Origin of the sequence: Pseudoxanthomonas sp. CCNWLY206-1 (assembly GCF_039710385.1) — a bacterium.
Classification (GTDB): Bacteria; Pseudomonadota; Gammaproteobacteria; order Xanthomonadales; family Xanthomonadaceae; genus Pseudoxanthomonas_A.
The window spans coordinates 17,764-35,317 of the sequence record NZ_JBDKXI010000003.1 but is presented as its reverse complement, the minus strand read 5'-3'; the positions used below and the strand labels follow the sequence as shown (position 1 = coordinate 35,317).

Sequence of the window (17,554 nt, the reverse complement as noted above, 5' to 3'; positions counted from 1 at the left end):
TGTGATTTTCCAGGGAAGTGTAGCGGGATGCGAGACGAACGACGCGCAAAACAAATCTTCCTGGGCCTGTGGGCCCTGGTGACTGTGATCAAGGTCGTGATTGCCGCGCGCCTGCCGTTGTTCGTGGATGAGGCGTTCTACTGGCAGGAAGGCCGGCACCTGGCCGCAGCTTATTCCGATCTGCCGGGGCTGACGGCATGGATGACCCGGGTGGGTACGGAGATGGGCGGCCAGCATGTGTTGGCCCTGCGGGCTCCCTTTCTTGTGCTTGCCGCGTTGACGCCGTGGCTGGTTGTGCATATCGCCACACGCTGGTTCGGCGTTACTGCGGGTTGGCGCGCCGGCAGCATCATGGTGCTGATGCCGTTGTCGGGCACCCTGGGGCTGCTGGCGTTGCCGGACGTACCGATGGCCTTCGCCACCGTTCTGTGCCTGGATGCGGGCGCGAGATTGCTGCGTGAGGTGGATGCGACCTCCGCGGCGGAGCTGGCGCTGGGTTTGGCGGTGGGTGCGTTGAGCCACTACCGTTTCCTCGGCGTGATCGGCGTGGGTCTCATCGCATTGTTGATGTTGCCGGAAGGGCGGCGCCTGTTGCGCGATGCGCGCGTGTGGGTGGCGCTGGCGGTGGGCGTCGCCGCGTGGGTTCCACTGATCGCATGGAATCTGGAATACGCCGACGCGGGCTTGCGGTTCCAGTTGCTCGACCGTCACCCCTGGTCGTTCCAACCGGTCGGTGGCTGGTTCGTGCTGATTCAAGCGGCCATGGTGACGCCGCTGCTGTTCTTCGCCCTGTTGCAGGTTAGCTTGCGCGCGTTCCGCAAAAATACCGGTATGCCGGCGCAGTGGCGCTACTTCGGCATGCTGGGCGGCGTATCCACGTTCGGCTTCTTCCTGCTGGGCTTTTTCGCCGACGTGGAACGGGTGAGCTTCCATTGGACGCTGCCGGGATACCTGGCGCTTATCGTGGCGGCGCCCATTGTGCTCGGCGAGTGGCCGCGAGTGCTGCGTTGGCTCGCCTGGGGATTGGCGGCGATCGGCACGATGCTGATGCTGGGCTATTACCTGGTGGTGTCGGTGCCCGCGTGGCGGGAAGATTTCGCCGCGGAGAAATTCTATCCCTCCAATTTTGCAGGTTGGGGCGCATTGGCGCAGGCGGTACGCGAGGAACGCGCCAAGCTTCCATCAGACACCGGGCTGCTGGCGGACAACTTCAAAGTTGGCGCGGAACTGGGTTTCGCGCTGGGCGACCCCGACATTCCGGTCCTGGACCATCCACTCAACCGCAAACACGGGCGCGCGCCGCAGTTGCGCTTGTGGGAGTTGGAAAGCGATGGCAACCGCAGTAGACCAGTACTACTGGTGGTGGCAGCCAGCGAGGTTCCGTACAAAAATTTGTTGAAGCACTATCACTCATTGTGTGAGCGGGTCGGTCCTCTGCCTGCACCTCGAGTGGTCAGCGTAGATCACGGTCGCCAGCGTTTTTTACTGTTCGCCTTGGGTAAGGAAAAGAACAAAGGTCCGTGCACGGCGCCAGCGATGGCGTGGTTCGACGTACCTGCAAGCGGCGCAAGGATAGGAAAAACTTTCACCGCATCCGGATGGGCATTCAAGGATGGAGTAGGCCTGAAGCGTGTTGAGGTGCTGCTCGACGGCAAGACCGTCGCCGAGGCCGCGTACGGGCTGTCCAGTCCAGGGACAGCGAGCTTTTGGCGCATTTCAACGGATCCCAGCCATCCCAACGTGGGATTCTCCGCGCGAATCAATGCTGCTACCACGAAGCCGGGCCGTCACTGGCTGGGTTTGCGTCTCCACGGCCGTGACGGCAGCGTGGAAACGTGGGAGGAGCAGCCCGTCGAGATAGGCGTCGACTGAAAGCCTGTCTCGGCGCTTTTCAATTCATCGGCAGCTCAGAAAAAAAGAGGTCATTGCTCTTTCGTAGAGCCGAGCTTGCTCGGCTGAGTGTTTCCGAGGCAGGAAAAGCAGCGGAGCAAGCTCCGCTCTACGAAAAGCGCTTTCAAGCGGCCATTCGCTATCGCCTACCGTTGCTACGGCCTTGTTGCTACGGTAATTCGAATCCCGCCTCGCGGAGCATGCCGGCGAGGGCGATCAGCGGCAGGCCGACCAAGGCCGTGGGATCACGAGACTCGATGGCCTCGAACAATACGATGCCCAGCCCTTCCGCCTTGAAGCTGCCCGCGCAGTCGAAGGGCTGTTCGGTATCCACGTAGCGTTCGATCTCCGCCGGCGTCAATGCACGGAACCGCACCGTGGTGGTGTCCAGCGCTTCGAACGCCTGGTCGTCACGGAGTAGGCAAACCGCGGTGCGGAACTGCACCTGGCGACCGGACATGGCGGTCAGCTGGGCGATGGCGCCGGCGCGGTGGCCGGGTTTGCCTAGCGGCTGACCATCGAGCTCGGCGACCTGATCCGCGCCGATCACCCAGGTCGCGGGATGCTGCGAGGCGATCGCCTCGGCCTTGGCGCGTGCCAGGCGTTGCGTCAGAATGGCGGTCGCTTCGCCAGGCAGTGCGGTTTCATTCACATCCGGGCGGGCGATATGGAAAGGCAGGCGCAGGCGCTCCAACAGTTCGCGGCGGTAGCGGGAGGTGGAGGCGAGCAGTAGGGGCATGGAGAGAGCCTGACAGGGCGGGGAAGTCTGCCGGTATTGGGGTCCGACAGGCAATCACATATTCCGAGAGCCTCCGGGTTTGACAGCTCGGCGCGCAGTCCTTAACATTCTGCGGCTTATGTCCGCGAATACGCCCGAGATGTTGGATGCTTGGCGCATGGTCGCGGCACGGCGCAGTTTTGAAGGTCGCCTGCCGTTGTCTACCATGACGCGCCTGCGAGATCTTCTGGTCGATACCGAGGGCGAAGCGCGTTTCCAGATCGAATTCGATCACGATTCGCTGCAGGTGCCTTACGTGGAGCTGCGGATCGATGCCGAGTTGCCGCTGACCTGTCAGCGCAGCCTGCAGCGTTTCCTGCTTCCCGTCAGTATCGTGCAGCGACTGGGCCTGGTGCGCGACGAAGCCGATGAGGCCGCGTTGCCGCCGGAATACGAGGCGTTGCTGGTGCCGGAAGACGGCATGCTGCGCCTGGCGGAGCTGGTGGAGGACGAATTGGTCCTTTCCGTACCCGTGGTACCGATGTCGCCCGGTTCTGAAGCGGTAGAACGCGAATGGCCGGCGCAGGAAGAAGAATTGGCCAAGGCCAGCCCGTTCGCGGCGCTGTCCTCGCTGAAGAAGAACTAGCCGCCCAGGCGGTCTGGCAAGACGAATCGCAAGGTTCATTACAAGTTTAGAGCTGGAGCAATCCCATGGCTGTGCAGAAATCCCGTGTCACCCCGTCCCGCCGTGGTCAGCGTCGTTCGCACGATGCACTGACCGCCAAGCAGCTGTCCACCGATCCCACCAGCGGTGAGATCCACCTGCGTCACCACGTCACTGCCGACGGTTACTACCGCGGCAAGAAGGTGATCGCCACCAAGACCTCGACGGTTGAAGAAGATTGATTCGCGCGGCGCGCCGTCAGGCGTGCCAGCAACGATCAACCATGATGTTCAGGGCCCCGTAGCGGGCCCACAACGGGGGCGTGCATGAGCGAGCCGGGTTCAAAGGGGCGCATTTTTGCGCGTATCGCTGGCACTGGCAGCTATCTGCCGGAAAAAGTGCTGACCAACGAGGATCTCGCCAAGCTGGTAGATACCAGCGACGAGTGGATCCAGTCCCGTACCGGCATCCGTGAACGCCACATAGCCGCTGCCGGCGAAACCGCCGGCGACCTGGGCTTCCACGCGGCTGTGCGCGCTTTGGAAGCCGCCGGCGTGGACGCTTCCGAAATCGACATGATCGTGGTCGGCACCACTACGCCCGACCTGATCTTTCCGTCCACCGCTTGCCTGATCCAGGCGCGCCTAGGCGCCAACGGCTGCGCGGCCATGGACGTCAACGCGGCGTGTTCCGGATTCCTCTACGCGCTCAGCGTGGCGGATAAATTCATTCGCTGCGGCGACGTCAAAACCGCACTGGTCATCGGCACCGAAACGCTCAGCCGTATCGTCGACTGGACCGAGCGCACCACTTGCGTGCTGTTCGGCGATGGCGCGGGCGCCGTCGTACTGAAAGCCGATACCGAGACGGGCGTCCTCAGCACTCATCTGCATGCCGATGGCAGCAAGAAGGAATTGCTGTGGAATCCGGTCGGTGTTTCGGCCGGCTTCAAGCCGGAAGAACCCAACAGCGGTGCGCGCATCAACATGAAGGGCAACGACGTGTTCAAGTACGCCGTGAAGGCGCTGGACTCGGTTGTTGACGAAACCCTGGAAGCCAACGGTCTGGACAAGCACGACCTGGATTGGCTGATTCCACACCAGGCAAATCTGCGCATCATCGAAGCCACGGCCAAGCGCCTGGACATGTCGATGGATAACGTCATCGTCACGGTGGATCGTCACGGCAATACGTCATCTGGCTCGGTGCCGCTGGCGCTGGACGAAGCTGTACGTTCCGGCCGTGTGCAACGTGGACAATTGTTGTTGCTGGAAGCCTTCGGCGGCGGCTTCACCTGGGGCTCCGCGCTCGTCCGCTACTGATCCAGGCCAGTGCCAGGATCGCTCCTACACCCTGTCGTTGCTGGGCATAGTCGCCATGATTCGATCAAGCTAAACGGAACGTGTTTTGTTCCAATGCAGTGAGCCGCCTTTAGTGCCGGAACTGGCTATCGAAACATTGCATATCTTACGTCGCATGCGAAGCTCCTCACGCGCTCTCCACATCCGATCTGCATACGCCGCAGTACAGACAATCTCACTCATTCGCCCGTATCATCCACGCTCGTTTTTTCGCCGGACAACCGAGTGACCGAACTGTCCTCAACTTCGTCGCAACTGGCCTTCGTCTTCCCGGGGCAGGGTTCCCAGTCGTTGGGAATGCTGGCCGAATTGGCCGAGCTTCACCCGGGCATTCGCGAGACGTTCGCCGAAGCTTCCGATGGCGCTGGTGCCGACTTGTGGGCACTGTCGCAAGGTGGCCCGGAGGAGATGCTCAATCGCACCGAATATACGCAGCCGGCGTTATTGGCCGCGGGCGTCGCGGTGTGGCGTTTGTGGACATCGCAGCACGGTCTGCGCCCCGCCATGCTGGCGGGACATAGCCTGGGCGAGTACACCGCTCTGGTAGCTGCCGGAGCGCTGTCGCTGCGTGAAGGCGCGCATCTGGTTCGCCTGCGCGGCCAGCTGATGCAGGAGGCCGCGCCGGAAGGCGTGGGTGCCATGGCCGCTGTACTGGGCGCAGAAGATGCGCTGGTGGCTGAGGTCTGCGTGGAAGCATCAGGCGATCGAGTAGTGGTGCCCGCGAACTACAACTCGCCCGGACAGATCGTGATCGGCGGTGATACAGAAGCCGTCGACCGTGCGATTGCGCTGTTGAATGCGCGCGGTGTGCGCAAAGTGGTGAAGCTGGCGGTGAGCGTGCCATCGCACACGCCGCTGATGCGCGAAGCCGCCAACCGCCTTACTGAAGTCATGGCGGGCCTGGACTGGCGTGCGCCGACGTTGCCCGTAGTGCAGAACGTCGATGCGCAGGTGCATGACGGCGTGGACGCCATCCGCGATGCGCTGGTGCGTCAGCTCTACCTGCCAGTGCGCTGGACCGAATGCGTACAGGCATTGGTGGCGAACGGGGCGACCCGTGTGGCCGAATGCGGCCCGGGCAAAGTGTTGACCGGCCTGATCAAGCGCATAGACAAATCCCTGGATGCGCGTTCGTTGGCCACCCCAAACGATTACGAAGTCGCCGCCGCTGATTGGATACACTGAGCGTCACATTCGACTGCGACAGCAACTGAAAAGGAAAACCGAATGACCCAGCCTTTGAAGGGTGAGATTGCGCTCGTCACCGGCGCCAGCCGCGGTATCGGCGCCGCCATCGCCGACGTACTCGCCGCGCAAGGCGCCACCGTGATCGGCACAGCGACGAGCGACAGCGGCGCACAGGCCATCGGCGAAAGAATGTCAGCCGCCGGTGGTCACGGCCGCATGTTGAACGTCACCGACGCTGCGGCAGTCGAAGCGCTGATCGATTCCATCGGCAAGGAATTCGGGCCGATCTCGATCCTGGTCAACAATGCCGGCATCACCCGCGACAATCTGCTGATGCGGATGAAGGACGAAGACTGGCAGGCCATCCTGGATACCAATCTGACCAGCGTCTACCGCACATCCAAGGCGGTAATGCGCGGCATGATGAAGGCTCGCAAGGGCCGCATCATCAACATTGCTTCGGTGGTCGGCGTCACCGGCAACGCCGGTCAGGCCAACTATGCCGCGGCGAAGGCGGGCATCATCGCCTTCTCCAAATCGCTGGCCAAGGAAATCGGTAGCCGCGGCGTGACGGTGAATGTCGTAGCGCCCGGCTTCATCGCCACCGACATGACCAAGGACCTGCCGGAAGACTCGAAGAAGGCGCTGGTCGAGCAAATCGCACTGGGCCGCCTGGGCGAACCGGCGGACATCGCACACGCCGTGGCGTTCCTTGCCAGTCCCGCTGCCAGCTACATCACTGGCGAGACCCTGCATGTGAACGGCGGCATGTACATGCCATGATCACGGATGATGGCGTAAGTAATTGATTCATCGGTGGTTGCGGGCATCTGCCCGTCGCCCCATCTTTCCACTAAACTATTCCCCGTTTACCCAATCTCCGTCTGGAGCGATATCCAATGAGCAGCATCGAAGAACGCGTCAAGAAAATCGTCGTCGAACAACTTGGCGTCAAAGAAGAAGAAGTCACCACCAGCGCATCGTTCGTCGATGACCTCGGCGCGGATTCGCTCGACACCGTCGAACTGGTGATGGCCCTGGAAGAAGAGTTCGAATGCGAAATTCCGGACGAAGAAGCCGAAAAGATCACTTCGGTGCAGCAGGCCATCGACTACGTCAAGGCTCACGTCAAGGCGTAAGTTTGTAGTTCTGCAGAATCGTGTCGGGGCCGCGTATGCGGCCCCGCGCGTATTTGACGCACATCCGCCCGCGTAGGGCGCAAGAGAGTCTGAGGAGTTTGTTATGAGCCAGCGTCGCGTCGTCGTTACCGGTATGGGTCTGGTGTCGCCCCTGGGCAACGACCTGGCCACCAGTTGGGATGGCATCGTCAATGGACGGTCGGGCATCGGCCCGGTCACCTCCTTCGATGCGTCCGCCTTTACCACGCAGATCGCCGGCGAGATCCGCGATTTCGATCCCGCCACTTTCGTATCGCCCAAAGATGCGAAAAAGATGGATCCGTTCATTCACTATGGCATCGCCGCGTCCTTCATGGCGCTGGACGATTCCGGGCTGGAAATTACCGAAGCCAATGCCGAGCGTATCGGCGCCATCATCGGCTCGGGTATCGGTGGCATCCACGGCATCGAAGAACAAACCATCAAGTTGCACGAAGGCGGCCCGCGCAAGGTATCGCCGTTCTACGTGCCCAGCACCATCATCAACATGCTCCCGGGGCAGCTGTCGATCCTGAAAGGCATCAAAGGGCCCAGCTTCTCGGTAGTGTCGGCCTGCGCCACGTCCAACCATTCCATCGGCGTGGCCATGCGCGCCATCCAGTACGGCGATGCCGATGTAATGATCGCCGGTGGCGCGGAACTGGGCTCTTCTCCGACTTCGATGGCCGGCTTCTGTTCGATGAAGGCCATGTCCACTCGCAACGATGCGCCGACCAAGGCCTCGCGTCCGTGGGACAAAGACCGCGACGGCTTCGTGCTGGGCGACGGTGCCGGCATCCTGGTGCTGGAAGAATACGAACATGCCAAAGCCCGCGGAGCCCGCATCTATGCGGAACTTGCCGGCTTCGGCTCCAGCTCGGACGCGCACCACATGACCGCGCCCAGCGAAAATGGCGAAGGTCCCGCGCGCTGCCTGACTTCCGCGTTGAAGGACGCCGGGCTGAATCCGGAGCAGGTGGAGTACCTCAACGCGCACGGCACTTCCACGCCGTTGGGCGATCTGGCGGAAACGTTGGCGATGAAGCGGGCGCTGGGCGACCACGCGTACAAGATCATGGTCAGTTCCACCAAGTCGATGACCGGACACCTGCTGGGTGCCGCAGGCGGCGCGGAAGCCATCTTTTCCGTGCTGGCGATCCATCACGGCATCATCCCGCCGACGATCAACCTGGACGAGCCGGGCGAAGGCTGCGATCTGGATTACGTGCCGAATGTGGCACGCCAGAAGAAGATCGATGTCGCCGTCTCGAATGGCTTCGGCTTCGGCGGCACCAACGGCACGCTGGTGTTCAAGCGGATTTGATTGGGCATTAGGAATACGCCCCGTCATCCCGGCGCAAGCCGGGACCCAGCGCCTTTCGCGCCTCAAGCATTCAAGTCACTGGGTCCCGGCCTGCGCCGGGATGACGAGCCTCGATGATCCAAACCCGCGCCCTGCCGTCCAACACCGATCTCCTGGCCCTGCATCGGCTGGCGCCAGAACGCTATCCCGTACTGCTGGAGTCGGTGGCCTCCGGCACCGCGCAAGGGCGCTGGGATCTGTTGCTGGCTACCGATGGCAGCGGGCTGCGGTTGCATGCCGATGGCATCACTCGTGATCTGCAGGGTCGGATACAGGACGGCGATTTCCTGACCGTGCTCGACAGGTATTGGCAGGCGCAGCGCATACCGCGCGAAGAGCCTCGCTGGCCCTTCCGCGGTGGCTGGGCGCTGTTGCTGGATTATGAGTTGGCGCAGCAAGTCGAACCGGTGCTGAAACTTCCGCTTACCGATCGACCGCAACCCGTCGCGCTGGCGCTCCGTTGCCCCGCAGCGATTCTGTGCGACCGCAGTACCGGCGATTGCGTGGCCATCGCCGAGACAGGCCACCACGAACTGCTGGAACGCATTGCCGCGGACTTGGTTGCGACCGCGCAGCTGCCACCGTTATCGGACTGGCGCGTGCCAGGATCGGTGGAAGAAGACGAGCCGCAACGCTTCACCGAAGGCGTCGCCCGAATCCTGGAATATCTAGCGGCCGGCGATATCTTCCAAGTCAATCTTTCACGTGCCTGGCGCGCGCACTTCGACGACATGCTGGACCCTGCAGCGCTGTACGCACGATTACGGAATGCCAATCCAGCGCCCTTCGCGGGCCTGTTCGCTGGAACGGGCTGGGCGGTGGTCAGTTCGTCGCCGGAGCGTTTGGTCTCCATCCGCGGCGATGTCGTCGAGACCCGTCCGATCGCCGGCACCCGGCCTCGCTTTCCCGGAGACGATGATGCCGCGCGCATTCGCGAACTGGTCGGCCATCCCAAGGAACGCGCCGAACACGTCATGCTGATCGACCTGGAGCGCAACGATCTAGGTCGTGTCTGTGTACCTGGCAGCGTGGAAGTGGACGAGTTGATGACGGTGGAAAGCTACGCTCACGTCCATCACATCGTCAGCAACGTGCGTGGCCACTTGAGGCCGGATGCGACACCGGGCGAGGTAATCCGCGCGACATTCCCCGGCGGCACCATCACCGGCTGCCCCAAGGTGCGCTGCATGCAGATCATCGCCGAGCTGGAGAACGAACCGCGTGGCGCCTATACCGGTGCATTTGGTTGGCTTAATCGCGATGGCGACCTGGACTTGAACATCCTGATACGCAGTGCCGAAGTTGCCGCCAGCCCAGCCGGGCAGGGTAGCCAGGTGATATTCCGCACCGGCGCCGGCATCGTGGCCGATTCGGTCCCCGAAAAAGAACTCGAAGAAACCCGCGCCAAGGCGCGCGGCCTGCTGCGGGCACTGGCCCCGTAGGAACACCCCACGGGCGCGAACTCCGCGCCTGCCGGCCAACGCGCAGCAGCCCCGCCTACAGCCTGAGACAGCGAGCAGGTATCCTGCACGGCCAGTACCGTCCCTGCGAGGAAATCGTGGCTTCAGGTTGCAAGAGCGGTTGCCGCATCATTGTCATCGCCGTCGCTTTGCTGCTGGCCGTTGCCATTGGCGCCGGCGTGTGGCTATGGCGCGACTACCACGGCTTCGCCGACCAACCGCTGGAAGGCTTGCAGAGCGGCGAGTCGGTCGAGATCGTCAGCGGCGATTCGTTTCCCGCGGTGCTGCGCAAGCTGCGCGAAAAAGGGATTGCCCAGGGCGGCAATCTGGAATGGCAGATACTCGCGCGCGAACTGGACGCCGCCGGCAAATTGAAGGTGGGCGAGTACGCGCTGGAACCGGGCACCACGCCACGTGATCTGCTGATCCGCATGCGCGATGGCAGGATCATCCAGTACCGCTTCACGATCGTGGAAGGCTGGAACATCCGCCAGCTACGCGCCGCGCTCAGGGCCGCCACACCCTTGCAGCACAAGACCACCGATCTGGACGACGCGGCCCTGATGAAAGCCCTGGGCCATGAGGGACAGCATCCGGAAGGCCGCTTCCTGCCGGAAACCTACGTGTATTCGCGCCGCGACAGCGACCTGGACCTGCTCCAGCGCGCCTATGCCGCCATGGACAAAGCGCTGGCGGCGGCCTGGGCCGCGCGCGATCCTGCCGTGCCGCTGGCGTCGGCGGAAGAAGCCCTGGTGCTGGCATCGGTCATCGAGAAGGAAACCGGCATCGCTTCGGAACGTCCGCAGATCGCCGGCGTGTTCGCGCGTCGCCTGAAGATCGGCATGCCATTGCAGACCGACCCGACCGTGATCTACGGCATCGGCAGCAGTTACGACGGCAATATCCGCCGGCACCATCTGACCACCGATACGCCCTACAACACATACACGCGCAAGGGCCTGCCGCCCACGCCGATCGCCATGCCGGGCGTGGCGGCGTTGAACGCGGCGGTGAATCCGGAGGACGGCAATGCGCTGTTCTTCGTGGCGGTGGGCGATGGCAGCGGGCGGCACATCTTTTCGGCCACCCTGGCCGAGCACAACGCCGCGGTCGCGCGCTACCTGGTGACACGCCGGCAGACGCTGGACAAGGCGGCTGCGCAATGACCGAAGCACTGTTGAGCCATCCCCGTTTCATCACTCTGGAAGGTGGCGAAGGCGCCGGCAAGACCAGCGCCATCGCCGCGATCCGCGAGTTGCTCTCCACGCGCGCGCAGGAGGTTGTGCTGACCCGCGAGCCGGGCGGCACGCCGCTGGCCGAACGCATCCGCGAATTGCTGCTGAATCCGCAGGACGAGACGTTGGTGCCGGAAGCCGAGCTGCTGCTGGTGTTTGCCGCCCGCGCGCAGCATGTCCGGCAAGTAGTGCGTCCGGCGCTGCAGCGGGGTGCCTTCGTGGTCAGCGATCGCTTCACCGATTCCAGTTACGCCTATCAGGGCGAGGGACGTGGGTTGGATGCCGACTGGATCGCTGCGCTGGAACGGCGCGCGGTTGGGCTGAAGCCCGGCCTGACGCTGCTGCTGGACCTGGACGTGCGCGAAGGCCGCGCCCGCACCGCCGGCCGAGATCTATGGCCGGATCGGATCGAGAGCGAGCAGGATGATTTCTTTGAGCGTGTGCGGGCCGGTTTCCGTAAGCGCGCCGCTGCCGAACCGCAGCGCTTCCGGGTCATAGATGCCGGCCGATCGCCGACGCAGGTCGCAGCGGCGGTCACCACCGCATTGTCGGACTGGTTGGAGGACAACCCGTGAGTGGTCCGCTCAGCCCTTGGCAGCAACGCCTCTACACGCATGCCGCCGCCTCATTGGACGGCGGCCGGATGGGCCATGGCCTGCTGATCTGCGGTCCCGCCGGTTTGGGTAAACGGGCGGTGGCGGAACGACTGGCACGGCGCATCCTCAGCCAGCAGCGAGGCGCTGACGGCGAGCCCATACCCAACGACCGCAGCGGCCAGTTGATTGATGCAGGTACACACCCCGATCTGCACGTGGTGTCGTTCGGCCCCACCAAGGACGGCAGCAAGCTGCGCACCGAGATCGTCATCGATCAGATCCGCGAGCTATCGCAGAAGCTGTCGCTGACGCCGCAGTACGGCACCGCGCAAGTCGCCATCATCGACCCCGCGGACGCCATCAATCGCTCGGCCTGCAACGCCTTGCTGAAGACCTTGGAAGAGCCTGCTCCGGGCCGTTACCTGTGGCTGATCAGCGCACAGCCGGCGCGGCTGCCGGCGACAATCCGCAGTCGCTGCCAAAGGCTGGAGTTCCGCCTGCCGCCGCGCGAGGAGTCGCTGGCCTGGCTACAAGGGCAGGGCTATTCAGAAAAATCAGCTATCGAGGCACTGGACGCAGCACGCGGCCATCCTGGGCTGGCCGACGAATGGCTGCGCGAAGACGGGCTGGCCTTGCGCAAGGCGGTGGCCGACGATCTGATCAAGCTGGAAAAAGGCCAGATCGCTGTGGTGGAAACCGCGCAGCGGTGGGCCAACGATGAATTGGCCGATGCCCGGCTGCGCCACGCCGCCGATCTGGTACTGGCGCAAGCCGCCACGGCAGGCTTGACCGATGCCGCGCGATTGAACAAGCTGGCCTCCTGGTTCGATGCCGCCAACCGTACCCGCGATCTGCTGCGGACCACGGTACGCGGCGATCTGGCCATGGTGGACTTGTTGTTGGCCTGGGCCGGTGGGGACCGCGCACGTGCCGCCAATACGGCGCGTAACTGACACGGCGCGACTAATTAGGAGAACGGGGCCATGAACGCAACAGCCGGAGCAAGCGGTCGCCAGGGCATCTTGTCGCTGGCAGTCAAAGACAAGACCGCGCTCTACAACGCCTATATGCCGTATATGAAGAACGGCGGCATCTTCGTGCCGACGCCCAAGCGTTATTTCCTGGGCGATGAAGTCTTCTTGCTATTGACGTTGCCGGATTCCAGTGAGCGCCTGCCCGTCGCAGGCAAGGTGGTATGGGTGACGCCGGTCGGCGCGCAGGGCAATCGCGTGGCGGGTATCGGTGTGCAATTTGCCGATACCAGCGAAGGCGAAGCCGTGAAGAACAAGATCGAGACGCTGCTGGCTGGCACGCTGAACGCCGACAAGCCCACGCACACGATGTAACGCTCGGCAGCTTAGCTCTTGCAGGTGTAGAAGCGACGCAAGTCGCGACCTGGACGTTTCCAAATCCCGATTCACCTGCGCCGGTTTGCCGACACGCATCACGCAGGAGTGCTCCTCACCTAGGGGGCCGGGTCTCGGCTTCTTTCCAGATATCCGCCAAAGCGGCGGAGCGAGCTCCGCTCTACCTGAGTTCGCAGCCAATAGCCATCGGCTTCTCAAGCCCGTTCGAGTGTAAAATATAGCGTTTTAACCCAGAAGAATGGCGAAAGCTCCTCCACGGACGCCCGTCTCGAGCCCGGTGTTCATTCGCCTACTTGCTCGCCTCACAGACGTTGACGTACCGCAATCTCATCATGTGCTGTCGGACCGACTGGGCCAGTGGATCGACTGGACTCGCGCCGTCGCCCTGTCCAGGGCGCTCGATGGCGCGATGCCTGCGGCTGCCGACGCGCCCAGTTTCGACAGCGCAGTAGAGGATGAAGTTGCCCGTGCTCGCGTCTTGTTGTCGGACGCCATCGCCAGCGATCTTGCGTTGCCTTCCGAAAGGCGCCGAGGCAGTGAACTTGGCAACGTCGCGGAAGATTGCGCGGATGTTGTCGTCGATTACGCGTTCTTCCATCAGCGATATCTCGCCATGCAACGAGCGATGCTGGCAGCCACCGGCCGATTGCGGGGCCGGCTCCGAGACATGCTCGCGCAGAAGTCAGCCGACATGGCGCGGCTCGCGGAAGTGGATGCCGCCATGGAACTGACGCTGAGCCCGCGCGAGCAGTCGCTGTTGGCCGCCGTGCCCAAGCTGCTCGGGGAACACTTCGACCGTTTGCAACAAGCCGGGCAAGCGCCGATGGCCGAAACACCACCCTCCGAACGCGCCCAGGCGGCGATAAGGCCTGGCGAATGGCTACGCGTGTTCCGCAAGGATATGCAGAGCGTGCTGCTCGCCGAACTGGATGTTCGTTTTCAACCGATCGAAGGCCTGCTTGCAGCGCTTCGCACCCGATAACCGGAAGTCATGTTCAAAAATATTCTTAGTTTCGTTGTATTTCTCGTGGGTCTGATCGCGGTGTGCTGGATCGGTGCGGGCTACATTGGTTCGAATCCACTGGCGACAATCGTCACGGTGATGATCGGCATCTGCTACTTGGCCGGCGTGCTTGAACTGCATCGTTATCGGCAGGCTACCTTTACATTGACGAATGCTGCTGCGGAGGCGGCCTCGGCACAGCCCAATTTGCGCGACTGGCTTGCCCGTTTGCATCCCAGCCTGCGCAATGCCGTGCGGCTGCGCATCGAAGGCGAACGCGTCGCTTTGCCCGCTCCGGGCTTGACGCCCTATCTGGTCGGCTTGTTGGTGTTGCTGGGTATGCTGGGCACGCTCCTGGGCATGATGGCAACCCTCAATGGCACTGGACTGGCACTGGAAAGCGCGACCGATCTGGAAGCCATTCGCGGGTCTCTTGCCTCACCGGTCAAAGGGCTGGCATTCGCGTTCGGCACATCGATCGCAGGCGTCGCCACCTCGGCGATGCTCGGCTTGCTTTCCGCGCTATGCAGGCGCGAAAGGCTTGAGGCCGTGCAGGTACTGGACCTGGAAATCGCCACCACGTTGCATGCCTACTCGCGAGCGTACCAGCGCGAAGAGGCATTCAAACTTCAACAGCGACAGTCGGAGTTAATGCCGGCATTGATCGATCGGCTGCAATCCATGATGGCAGCCATCGAACGACAGACCGACGCCACAAGCGAGCGGCTATTGACCAGTCAAGCGGATTTTCACGCCCAAACCGAGGCCACCTACGTGCGACTCGCCTCTTCGGTGGAGCAGTCGCTGAAGGCGGGAGTCGCGGAAAATGCGCAGGCTTTCGGTGCGGCGCTGCAGCCGGTTATCGAAGCTACGATGACCAGCGTTGCACGTGGCACGGTCTCGATGCATGACACCGTCACACAAGCTGTACAGCGGCAGCTGGATGGACTATCGGCTGGCTTCCAGAAGGCCACTACCACTGCGGCCGAGACCTGGGATGTGGCATTGGCAGAGCAACGGCGATTGAACGAAGCACTGACCCAGGATATGCGTCAATCATTGGAACACTTCGCCGATACCTTCGAACAACGTTCGACTGGCCTGCTGGAAGCCATTTCGGCACGTTTGGACGTTGCGGCGAGTAACGCAGCGGGTGCTTGGAACAATGCGCTGTCGCGACAGGAAGCTGCCAACGAGAATCTGACGACCCGCAACCAGCAAACGCTGACTGCGGCCGTGGCGACCTTCGAAGAACGCGCGACCTCTCTGGTCGGCATCATGCAGAAATCGCATGCGGACTTGCAGTCGCTGCTGGAATCTCGGGATCAGACCCGCCTGGCTGCGTGGACCGATACGTTCGGTTCGATGACCGCGGAACTGAACAGGAATTGGCAACGAGTTGGCGAACTCGTCGCGAACCGGCAGCAGGAAATCTGCGACACGCTCGCCCGGACCGCGCATGACATCTCGGCGCAGGCCCAGGCGCATGCCAGCGAAACAATCGGCGAGATATCCCGCCTCGCGCAAGTCGCTTCGGAAGCCCCCAAGGCGGCGGCCGAAGTCGTCGCTGAGATACGTCAGAAACTCTCCGACAGCATGTCGCGCGATACCACCATGCTGGAGGAACGCAGCCGCTTGCTGGAAACGCTGGAAACCCTCCTGGTTACCGTGAATCAAGCGTCCGCCGAACAGCGCGCCGCCATCGACGCGCTTGTCACTACATCAGCGGATCTGATGGATCGTGTCGGTTCCCGGTTCGCGAACCACATCGAAGGTGAAACCGGAAAGCTCGAGACCGTCGCCGCGCAAGTCACGGGCAGTGCGGTCGAAGTCGCAAGCCTGGGCGAAGCATTCGGCATGTCCGTACAGCTGTTCGGCCAATCGACCGATGCACTGACAGAACGCCTGCAGTACATCTCAACCGCACTCGACGCATCGCTCGCACGCAGTGACGAACAGCTTGCGTATTACGTGGCCCAGGCCAAGGAAGTTATCGACCTGAGCATGTTGTCGCAGAAGCAGATCATCGAGGAATTACAGCAGCTCGCCGGCCGGCGGGTGCCTGCCGAAGTCGAAACGGCATGAGCGACGAAATCGAGGTCGAAGCAGATTCGGCGGCGCCGGTCTGGACTGCCTTCGGCGACCTGATGTCGGTACTGCTGGGCGTGTTCGTGCTGATCCTGGTAGGTGTCATCGGTGTCCAACTGCAACTCTCGAACAGGCTGGACGAAGAGGTCAAGCAGCGTCAGATGGAAGCACAGCGCCGTAAGACACTGGAGCAGGCGCTGGCGGTGCCGCTGGCGGCAGGCCGGGTGACACTTGTCAATGGCCGTATCGGTATTCGTGGCAGCGTGCTGTTTGCTTTGAACTCGGATCAGCTGCAGCCTGAAGGACGGGACGTGTTGAAGAGCCTGGCCGGTCCGCTTTCCGAATACCTGAAGTCGCGCAACGAAGTCCTGATGGTGAGCGGCTTTACCGATGACCGGCCGGTACTGGATGGCAACCAGCAATTCGCCGACAACTGGGAGCTGTCGGCCGAGCGCGCGTTGACCGTAACCCGCACGTTGATAGCCGAAGGCGTTCCGTCCTCGTCTATATTCGCGGCGGCGTTCGGCTCCGAGCAGCCGGTGAGCTCGAACGCCAACGACGAAGGGCGGGCCAGGAATCGACGGGTCGAGATCGCGCCCATTCCAAAGCCGCAGAAGGCGCTGACGGGCCCATGAGCGGTGACGGTGATAGCCGCTGTAAAAGCGCCCGAGAGGTGCTCGACGCCTGGCGCGAGCAACGAGCCGATCGCATGGACCCAGTACGCTTTCGTTTCATCGAAGCATTGGAATCGCGCACGAGTCGCCATGGCGGTGAAGTGCGACGCATCCTGGACCAACGGTTGTCCAAGCTGGTCGAAATCTACGCCGACGACCTTGCGGGAGAGCCGTTCCGGGAGGAAAACCTGGACAGCGCGAAACCGGCACGCGAGACCATTCGTGGTGTGCTTGGCGGGCTCCTGCAACACATCGATGACCATAAAGTCGCGACGACGGGCGGTGTTATCGCGGCGAATGGCCCTGATGTCGGCGCGGATGACCCGCTGCGACCCTCGTCTGCAGAGTTGCCCGCGCTCCATGAGTTTCGAAAGATATGGTCCAAGGTCCGCAATGACGGTCAGTTGAGGCATTCGCTGGAGCAAGTTCCCGCGAATGCAGGCCCGCTCAATTCGGGCACTCTCGTGCATCGGTCAATTACCCTGATGCAGGAATTGTCGCCTGGGTATCTCCAGCACTTCTTGTCGTACGTCGATACCCTGGCAGGTATGGAGCAGATGCACGGGGATGGCGTGTTGGTGATGGAGACTTCTCGAGCGGTGGGTAGCAACAAGCATCCTCGTAGCAAACCGCGCAAGCGCCGTGATTGAATGCGCGCCCAGCGCTCGATACGATCCCTCAACGAAATAACCGATTCAAGGTGTTGATGAACCGATGGGCCCAAGGCGGGGTGCGGTTCCACAGATCGAACTTCACCACCGCTTCACCGGACGCCCACCTATAAATGCGG

18 protein-coding genes are annotated in these 17,554 nt (G+C 62.6%); 17 read left to right on the top strand and 1 reads right to left on the bottom strand.

Annotation, left to right across the window (positions count from 1 at the left end; translation table 11 throughout):
* The first annotated feature begins 27 nt into the window (after positions 1-27).
* Positions 28-1,872, top strand: a complete 1,845-nt coding sequence (locus AADW18_RS07650; RefSeq protein ID WP_337342788.1) for a glycosyltransferase family 39 protein — start codon at positions 28-30, stop codon at positions 1,870-1,872.
* Positions 1,873-2,059: 187 nt separating this feature from the next.
* Here AADW18_RS07650 and AADW18_RS07645 read toward each other — a convergent pair whose 3' ends face one another.
* Positions 2,060-2,629 (bottom strand): Maf family nucleotide pyrophosphatase, encoded by a 570-nt coding sequence (locus AADW18_RS07645; RefSeq protein ID WP_337342787.1) that lies wholly within the window; start codon positions 2,627-2,629, stop codon positions 2,060-2,062.
* A gap of 118 nt (positions 2,630-2,747) precedes the next feature.
* On the opposite strand from AADW18_RS07645, the gene AADW18_RS07640 reads away from it, so the two are divergent.
* The 16 genes from AADW18_RS07640 to AADW18_RS07565 all read left to right on the top strand — a co-directional run bounded on the left by AADW18_RS07640 (position 2,748) and on the right by AADW18_RS07565 (position 17,414).
* Positions 2,748-3,254, top strand: coding sequence for a YceD family protein (locus AADW18_RS07640; RefSeq protein WP_337342786.1), 507 nt, complete (start codon positions 2,748-2,750; stop codon positions 3,252-3,254).
* A 65-nt stretch (positions 3,255-3,319) separates the two neighbouring features.
* Positions 3,320-3,514 carry a 50S ribosomal protein L32 gene (rpmF, locus tag AADW18_RS07635; protein ID WP_337342785.1) on the top strand — a complete coding sequence of 65 codons (195 nt, stop codon included), beginning with the start codon at positions 3,320-3,322 and terminating at the stop codon, positions 3,512-3,514.
* A gap of 84 nt (positions 3,515-3,598) precedes the next feature.
* The gene (locus AADW18_RS07630) at positions 3,599-4,594 is read left to right on the top strand and encodes a beta-ketoacyl-ACP synthase III (RefSeq protein ID WP_337342784.1); all 996 of its coding nucleotides are present in this window, start codon (positions 3,599-3,601) and stop codon (positions 4,592-4,594) included.
* Positions 4,595-4,867: 273 nt separating this feature from the next.
* A complete protein-coding gene (gene fabD, locus AADW18_RS07625) occupies positions 4,868-5,818 on the top strand; it encodes an ACP S-malonyltransferase (RefSeq protein WP_337343291.1) in 951 nt (316 codons plus the stop codon).
* Between the two features lie 42 nt (positions 5,819-5,860).
* Positions 5,861-6,604, top strand: a complete 744-nt coding sequence (fabG, locus tag AADW18_RS07620; RefSeq protein WP_337342783.1) for a 3-oxoacyl-ACP reductase FabG — start codon at positions 5,861-5,863, stop codon at positions 6,602-6,604.
* A 116-nt stretch (positions 6,605-6,720) separates the two neighbouring features.
* Positions 6,721-6,960 (top strand): acyl carrier protein, encoded by a 240-nt coding sequence (gene acpP, locus AADW18_RS07615; protein ID WP_014161144.1) that lies wholly within the window; start codon positions 6,721-6,723, stop codon positions 6,958-6,960.
* A gap of 103 nt (positions 6,961-7,063) precedes the next feature.
* Positions 7,064-8,302 (top strand): beta-ketoacyl-ACP synthase II, encoded by a 1,239-nt coding sequence (fabF, locus tag AADW18_RS07610; protein WP_337342782.1) that lies wholly within the window; start codon positions 7,064-7,066, stop codon positions 8,300-8,302.
* A 113-nt stretch (positions 8,303-8,415) separates the two neighbouring features.
* Complete coding sequence (locus AADW18_RS07605; protein ID WP_337342781.1) at positions 8,416-9,783, top strand: aminodeoxychorismate synthase component I; 1,368 nt, start codon at positions 8,416-8,418, stop codon at positions 9,781-9,783.
* A gap of 116 nt (positions 9,784-9,899) precedes the next feature.
* On the top strand, positions 9,900-10,967 hold the full coding sequence (gene mltG, locus AADW18_RS07600) for an endolytic transglycosylase MltG (RefSeq protein ID WP_337342780.1): 1,068 nt from the start codon (positions 9,900-9,902) through the stop codon (positions 10,965-10,967).
* The gene (gene tmk / locus AADW18_RS07595; protein ID WP_337342779.1) at positions 10,964-11,611 is read left to right on the top strand and encodes a dTMP kinase; all 648 of its coding nucleotides are present in this window, start codon (positions 10,964-10,966) and stop codon (positions 11,609-11,611) included. Before mltG ends, tmk begins: the two co-directional genes overlap by 4 nt.
* Positions 11,608-12,585 carry a DNA polymerase III subunit delta' gene (locus AADW18_RS07590; protein WP_337342778.1) on the top strand — a complete coding sequence of 326 codons (978 nt, stop codon included), beginning with the start codon at positions 11,608-11,610 and terminating at the stop codon, positions 12,583-12,585. Before tmk ends, AADW18_RS07590 begins: the two co-directional genes overlap by 4 nt.
* A gap of 30 nt (positions 12,586-12,615) precedes the next feature.
* Positions 12,616-12,978, top strand: coding sequence for a PilZ domain-containing protein (locus tag AADW18_RS07585; protein ID WP_337342777.1), 363 nt, complete (start codon positions 12,616-12,618; stop codon positions 12,976-12,978).
* 259 nt (positions 12,979-13,237) lie between these two features.
* Positions 13,238-13,981, top strand: a complete 744-nt coding sequence (locus AADW18_RS07580) for a DUF3348 domain-containing protein (protein ID WP_337342776.1) — start codon at positions 13,238-13,240, stop codon at positions 13,979-13,981.
* A 9-nt stretch (positions 13,982-13,990) separates the two neighbouring features.
* A complete protein-coding gene (locus AADW18_RS07575) occupies positions 13,991-16,087 on the top strand; it encodes a DUF802 domain-containing protein (protein ID WP_337342775.1) in 2,097 nt (698 codons plus the stop codon).
* Positions 16,084-16,725, top strand: a complete 642-nt coding sequence (locus AADW18_RS07570) for an OmpA family protein (RefSeq protein WP_337342774.1) — start codon at positions 16,084-16,086, stop codon at positions 16,723-16,725. The genes AADW18_RS07575 and AADW18_RS07570 overlap by 4 nt, the downstream gene beginning before the upstream one ends.
* 38 nt (positions 16,726-16,763) lie before the next feature.
* Positions 16,764-17,414, top strand: a complete 651-nt coding sequence (locus tag AADW18_RS07565; RefSeq protein ID WP_337342773.1) for a DUF2894 domain-containing protein — start codon at positions 16,764-16,766, stop codon at positions 17,412-17,414.
* Positions 17,415-17,554: the final 140 nt, after the last annotated feature.